The 6,259-nt window shown below is 76.3% G+C and carries 6 protein-coding genes and 1 pseudogene; 5 read left to right on the top strand and 2 right to left on the bottom strand.

The genetic code is table 11. The annotated features are described in order from the left end of the window. The 4 genes and pseudogenes from HCN56_RS22560 to trmB all read left to right on the top strand — a co-directional run. Window positions 1-234, top strand: a pseudogene (locus tag HCN56_RS22560) (hypothetical protein); the annotation flags it as partial. 194 nt (window positions 235-428) lie between these two features. Beyond that, window positions 429-1,067 carry a PadR family transcriptional regulator gene (locus tag HCN56_RS22555; RefSeq protein WP_167974031.1) on the top strand — a complete coding sequence of 213 codons (639 nt, stop codon included), beginning with the start codon at window positions 429-431 and terminating at the stop codon, window positions 1,065-1,067. 215 nt (window positions 1,068-1,282) lie between these two features. After that, the gene (locus HCN56_RS22550) at window positions 1,283-1,834 is read left to right on the top strand and encodes a bacterial proteasome activator family protein (protein ID WP_167974029.1); all 552 of its coding nucleotides are present in this window, start codon (window positions 1,283-1,285) and stop codon (window positions 1,832-1,834) included. A gap of 351 nt (window positions 1,835-2,185) precedes the next feature. Further along, complete coding sequence (trmB, locus tag HCN56_RS22545) at window positions 2,186-3,286, top strand: tRNA (guanosine(46)-N7)-methyltransferase TrmB (RefSeq protein ID WP_167974027.1); 1,101 nt, start codon at window positions 2,186-2,188, stop codon at window positions 3,284-3,286. A gap of 191 nt (window positions 3,287-3,477) precedes the next feature. On the opposite strand, the gene HCN56_RS22540 is transcribed toward trmB, so the two are convergent. Next, complete coding sequence (locus tag HCN56_RS22540; protein WP_167974025.1) at window positions 3,478-3,897, bottom strand: hypothetical protein; 420 nt, start codon at window positions 3,895-3,897, stop codon at window positions 3,478-3,480. A 145-nt stretch (window positions 3,898-4,042) separates the two neighbouring features. Between HCN56_RS22540 and HCN56_RS22535 the strand changes: the two genes are divergently transcribed. After that, window positions 4,043-5,074, top strand: a complete 1,032-nt coding sequence (locus HCN56_RS22535) for an NAD(P)H-dependent flavin oxidoreductase (RefSeq protein ID WP_209313063.1) — start codon at window positions 4,043-4,045, stop codon at window positions 5,072-5,074. A 133-nt stretch (window positions 5,075-5,207) separates the two neighbouring features. On the opposite strand, the gene HCN56_RS22530 is transcribed toward HCN56_RS22535, so the two are convergent. Next, window positions 5,208-6,155, bottom strand: coding sequence for an aldo/keto reductase (locus tag HCN56_RS22530; RefSeq protein WP_167974023.1), 948 nt, complete (start codon window positions 6,153-6,155; stop codon window positions 5,208-5,210). Window positions 6,156-6,259 lie beyond the last annotated feature (104 nt).

Genomic DNA, 6,259 nt, shown 5'->3' with positions numbered 1-6,259 from the left:
GGTCTCGCCGGTCCGGGCCTCGCCCCGCTGGCGGCGGCGGGCGCCGCGCCCGGTGCCGCGAGCGAGCTGCTGCCGCCGCTCGGCCGCGTGCCCGTCGACGAGCAGCGCACCAGCGGCGGGCGGGAGTTGGAGCCGGGTTCCGGTCGACTGGTCGAGGTGCTGCCGCTCGGTGCCGGTCTCGCCTGCCTCGGCCTGGGGCTGGGCATGGTCGGGCTGCGGATGCGACGGGACTGACCGGCCGCGCCACTCCCGAAGGGTGACGCCGTCCGCACGGGCCGCAGCGTGCCCGGGGGCGGTGCGCCCCCGTCCCGACCTGCCCGTCCGGGCGGGCGACGGGCAGCGGGGAGGGTGGCGCGGACGGTGGCTGGGTGGCTTTTCGGGCGCCCCGCACTTTGCGATGCGCCGCCGACCCGGTATACATACTCAGTATGTCGATTAGGTTCGGTTTGCTGGCGCTCCTTGAGCGGGGTGCGTGCTACGGGTCGCAGTTGCGGTCGGAGTTCGAGACGAGGACGGGGGCCACCTGGCCGCTCAACATCGGACAGGTCTACACGACCCTCGGCCGTCTGGAGCGCGACGGACTCGTCGTGCCGCAGGGCGAGCGCGAGGGCAAGCAACAGCTCTACGCCATCACCGACGACGGCCGTCGTGAGCTGGCCGAGTGGTACACGCGCCCGGTGGACCGCTCCCAACCCGCCCGCGACGAGCTGGCCATCAAGCTCGCCATGGCCGTCGGCGCCCCCGGCGTCGACCTCGTCGCCATCATTCAGGGGCAGCGCCGCCACACCCTGCGGGCGATGCAGGACTACACGCGTCTCAAGGCACGCGCCCTCGCCTCCGGGCCCGACAACCGCGACGACGTCGCCTGGCTTCTCGTCCTGGAGCAGTTGATCTTCCAGTCCGAGGCGGAGGCGCGCTGGCTCGACCACTGCGAGACCAGGCTGATCCGGTTCGCCGCGACCCACCCCGAGCCCCCTGCCGGCCCGCCCGTGCTGCCCGACCCGGACGAGGTCGTGGACGAGGAGGAGCGCGCCGCCGCTCAGAGCCGCGGTGGGCACGGCGCCTGACGGCCCGCTCCGGACGCCGGCGGCCCCGCCCGCATCCGGGAGCTGATACGGCGCGCGGGAACGCCGCCGGGAGTCCGCATACCCGCCCGCCCCGCGCCGATCCGCGCCGCCGCGGCGGCGCACGGTGGGCCGGACGCGTGCGGGCGTCGGCGCCGGGCGGCCGGAGGGGCACCGCCGCCGGGAACCGGGAGCGCCGGGGCGTGCATGATGGGGGTATGACGCAGCCCAGTAACGATCCGCCGCAGCAGGAGAGCCCGCACGTCCTGGTCGTGGGGCCCGACGGCATGGCCCTCGGCAGCGCCGCACCGCGCGGCGGCGAGGGCGAGCAGGCGGAGGTACCGCTCACCGAGATGGTGGAGCAGCCCGCAAAGGTCATGCGGATCGGTTCCATGATCAAGCAGCTGCTGGAGGAGGTGAAGGCGGCTCCGCTGGACGAGGCGTCCCGCGCCCGCCTCAAGGAGATCCACTCCTCCTCGGTGAAGGAACTCGAGGAGGGCCTCGCTCCCGAGCTGATCGCCGAGCTGGAACGGCTGTCGCTGCCTTTCACCGAGGACAGCCTGCCGACCGACTCGGAGCTCCGCATCGCCCAGGCGCAGCTGGTGGGCTGGCTGGAAGGCCTGTTCCACGGCATCCAGACGACGCTGTTCGCGCAGCAGATGGCGGCGCGTGCGCAGTTGGAGCAGATGCGGCGGGCGCTGCCCGCCGGGGCATCGCTGGACGAGCCCGGCCAGGGCGTGCCGCCCGGCTCCTCGGGCCCGTACCTCTGACGCAGGCCGCACCGGGCGCACCGGCTGCACCGGCCGCCGGGCCCGGACCGGTGGCGTCGCTCCGCCGACCCACCACTGCCGCCCACCCACCACGGCCCCTGACCCACCACGGCCCTTGATGCACCACGGCCCTGCCTGCCGATCGTTCCTGACAGTCGGCAGGCAGGGCCTTCGCCATAGGGCAGCACCGCTCCGCCCGTAGCCGGACGGGCGGTGCGGTGCCGGGGTGCGGTCTCGGGGTGCCGCGAGGCGGGGCGGCCGGTGACGACGGCCCTGGTGACGCGCGCTCGCGCGGGTGCTCCCGCCGTCCCGGCGACGCGACCGGGGACGCGAACGTAAAATCGGGGCACTATGCACCAGCCCTCGCACTCCCGACCCGCCGAGCCCGCCGCCGAGCCCGGCTCGTCCACCTCCGACCCGCAGGGCGCGCCGCAGGTGCCGTCCGCGCCCGAGGGGACCACCTCGGTGACGCCCACCGGCGCCGCCCCCGACGCCGACGGCACGTCCCCGGCCGACGCGCGGGACGAGGCCGGCCCGACCCCCGAGGCCCGTGCCGACGACGACGGTCGTGACAGTGCCGCCGAGAGCCGCACGCGCAGCACGCCGGGCGGCGACGGCGCGGACGAGCCGACGCCCGGAGACCCCGAGGGGGACGGGACGCCCGCGGGCGCGAGGCGCCGTCCGCCGGGACACCGCCGCCCCTGGGAGCACAGCGAGAACCCCCGGCCCACCCCCGGACAGTTCCCGCCCGGCGTCGGCCCCACCGCCAACCCCGCCCCCGACCACGCGCTGTCGATCCGCAGCTTCGTGCCGCGCCGCAGCCGGGTGACGGAGGCGCAGCGCCTGGCGCTGGTGCGGCTGTGGTCCCGCTGGGGGTTGGAGGTCGACGCCGAGACCGCCGTCGACCTGGAAGCGCTCTTCGGCGACCGGCCGGTGGTGCTGGAGATCGGCTTCGGCATGGGTGAGGCGACCGTCGAGATGGCGGCGGCCGACCCGACGACCGGCATCCTCGCCGTCGACGTGCACACGCCGGGCCAGGGCAACCTGCTGCGCCTGGCCGAGCAGCAGGGGCTCGACAACGTACGGGTCGCCAACGGTGACGCCAACCACCTGCTGGAGGACATGCTCTCCGGGCGCTGCCTGGCCGGAGTCCGCGTCTTCTTCCCGGACCCGTGGCCCAAGAAGCGGCACAACAAGCGGCGGATCATCCAGCCGGACTTCGTCGAGCTGTGCGCCTCCCGCATGGCGCCGGGTGCCCTGCTGCACTGCGCGACGGACTGGGAGGAGTACGCCGAGCACATGCTGGAGGTGCTCTCGGCCAGCCCGTCGTTCGAGAACACCGCGGACGGCTACGCCCCGCGCCCCTCGTTCCGGCCGTTGACCCGGTTCGAGCAGCAGGGCATCAACAAGGGACACGTCGTCAACGACCTGCTGTTCCGCCGGCTCCCCTGACCCCGCGGACTCCCGCCCGGAGGCCTGCCGCATCGGGCGGGGCGGGTCGGGGCCTGCCGGATCGGGGCGGGGCGCATCGGGGCGGGGCGCCGGGGCGGACGGCCGGGCACGTCGGCCGTCCGCACACAGGGTGCCGGACGCGCCCGGCACCGGCCGGGGCCAGGGCGGGTACCGGGCGCGAGCGCGGGTGATCAGGCGGCCACGCGGCGGCGCAGCGAGAGACCGCGCCCGAGTGCCTCGACCGCCTCGGTCTCGCGCCCGGCAGCACGCAGCACCCGGCCGCGAAGCTCCCACGCGGCGGCGCTGCGGCTGCGCAGCGCGACCGTCGAGTCCGCGACGCGGCGGGCGAGCCGCGGCTCCCCCGCGGCCAGCGCCGCGGCGCCGACGGTCAGGAGAGCCTCGAAGACGGCGTCCTCGTCGGGGCGCAGCTCGGTGTGCTCGGCGACCAGCGCGCCGATGGCGGCGATGAGGGCGGCATCGGCACGGGTGCCGGCCTCCCCGCGCGCCGCCAGATGGCGGGCACACTCCCGTACGCAGGCCGTGTAGAGGTCCTCGGCCCGGGCGACGCTCCCCGCCCGCAGCCCGACCAGGCCGTTCCAGCGCTTCGTCATGCTGTGATCGTGCCCACACCGGACACCGGCGCCGTGTCTGCCAAGCACCTGCGAGATGAACATTCGGAACGTTCCGGCGCGCCGGTCGCCCACGGCGTCGGCGCCCTCCGGCGGCCTCCCCACAGGCGGTGGCAGCATGGGGCGCATGGTGACGATGGAGGGCTTGGCGCCGGTCGTGCAGGCGCCGATGGCGGGTGGGGTGGCCACGCCGGAGCTGGTGGCGGCGGTGTGTCGGGCCGGCGGGACGGGGTTCCTGGCCGGTGGGTACCTGACGGCCGACGCTCTGGCGGGGCGGATCGCTGCTGTACGGCAGCGGGTGGACAGCCCGTTCGGGGTGAACCTGTTCGTGCCCGGTGAGCGGGCCGGGGACGAGGCGGTGGGTGCGTACCGGGCGGCCCTGGCGCCGGAGGCGGCCCGCTTCGGGGTGACGCTGCGGACGGACGACCTCTACGAGCGGGACGACTGGGAGGCGAAGCTGCGGCTGCTGGTCGCGGCTCCCGTGCCGATCGTCTCGTTCACGTTCGGGCTGCCCGCCGCGGAGGACCTCGCCTCGCTGCGGGAAGCCGGCAGCACGCTGGTGGCGACGGTGACCTCCGTCCCGGAGGCGGTGGCGGCCGCGGAGGCCGGTGTGGACCTGCTCTGCGTGCAGGGTCCGGAGGCCGGCGGGCACCGCGCCACCTTCCGCGTCGCGGACACGCCCGGGGAGGCGCCGCTGGCAGAGCTGCTCCCGGCAGTGGTGCGGGCGGTCCGGAAGCCGGTCGTCGCCGCGGGTGGGTTGCGCGACGGCCGGGACGTGGCGGCGGTGCTCCGGGCGGGTGCGGTCGCGGGCCAGCTGGGCACCGCGTTCCTGCTCACCGACGAGGCGGGTACCTCGGCGACGCACCGCGCGGCGCTCACCGCGGAGCGCTTCGGGGAGACCGTGGTGACGCGGGCGTTCTCGGGCCGGCCGGCCCGTGGGCTGCGCAACGCGTTCACGGACGCCCACGGGGCGGCGGCGCCCTCCGCCTACCCGCAGGTGCACCACCTCACGGCGCCGCTACGGGCCGCCGCCGCGCGAGCCGGGGAGCCGGAGGCGGTCTCTCTGTGGGCAGGGACCGGGTACCGCTCCGCCCGGCCGGGGCCGGCGGAGGCGGTCACCCGCGCGTTGCTGGGTGAGAGCGGTGCCAGCGGGGGGTGACCCGCCTGGCCCAGCGTGCGGTTCCGCTGGCCGGGCTGCCGGGTGAGAGGGGCACGGGGGCCATGAGGGCGCCGCCGCCCCGGGGTGCGCGGGCGTCCGGCCGCCGCACCACCCCGGGCGCGGTGTGGTGCCGTTACGCCTCGTCGGGGGCGGAGGCGGTGTCGAGAGCGGCGATCTCGTCCGCCGTCAGGTCGAGTTCGGCGGCGGCGAGCAGTGGCGGCAGCTGTTCGAGGCTGCGGGCGCTGGCGATCGGGGCGACCACGGTGGGGCGGGCGGCCAGCCAGGCGAGGGCGACCGTGGCGTGGGCGACCCCCCGGTCCGCCGCCACGGCGTCGAGCGCGGCGAGCACCCGCGGCCCCTGCGGGGTGCGGAGGTAGCGGGAGGCCGATCCCGCGCGGGCGCTGTCGACCGTCGTCCCTGGCCGGTACTTCCCGGTGAGGAACCCGCCGGCCAGCGCGGCGTAGGGGACCGCCCCCAGGCCGAACTCCGCCACGAGGGCCGCTGTTTCGCCTTCGTAGTCGCCACGCCGCATGAGGTGGTAGGCCGGTTGCAGCGCGACGTAGGCGGCGGTGCCCTCGCGGGCGGAGAACTCCAGCGAGGCGCGGAGCCGTTCGGCCGAGATGTTGGAGGCGGCGATCTCCCGGACCTTGCCCTCGCGCACCAACGCGTCGAGCGTGCCCACGATGTCGGCGACCGGCACGGTCTCGTCGTCGAAGTGGGTGTAGAGCAGGTCGATGGTGTCGGTGCCGAGGCGCCGCAGCGACGCCTCCGTGGCGGCGCGGACCGTGTCCGGGGCCAGACCCTTGTGGTCGGGGTGCGCGCCGACCTTGGTGGCCACCACGACGTCGCGGCCGCGACCACCGCGGGCGAGCCAGCGCCCGATGACGGTCTCGGACTCACCGCCGCTGAGCCCGGGGGCCCAGTGCGCGTACGCGTCGGCGGTGTCGACGAAGCGGCCGCCGGCGTCGGCGTAGGCGTCGAGGACGGCGTGGGACGCGGCCTCGTCGGCCGTCCAGCCGAAGACGTTGCCACCGAGGCAGAGCGGGGAGACGGAGAGGGAACCGAGCGTGCGCTGAGTCATGCGAGGTACAACGATCCCGGCGACCAGGGGTGTTCCCGTCGGCCGGCCCCGGCGCGGCGGGCCGGGCCGGGCCGGGGCCGGGCCGGGCCGGGCCGGGGCCGGGC

It is taken from the genome of Streptomyces lonarensis (assembly GCF_012033735.1).
Taxonomy (GTDB): domain Bacteria; phylum Actinomycetota; class Actinomycetes; order Streptomycetales; family Streptomycetaceae; genus Streptomyces; species Streptomyces lonarensis.
The sequence above is the reverse complement of the archived record's forward strand: the minus strand, read 5'-3'. Positions and strand labels throughout refer to the sequence as shown.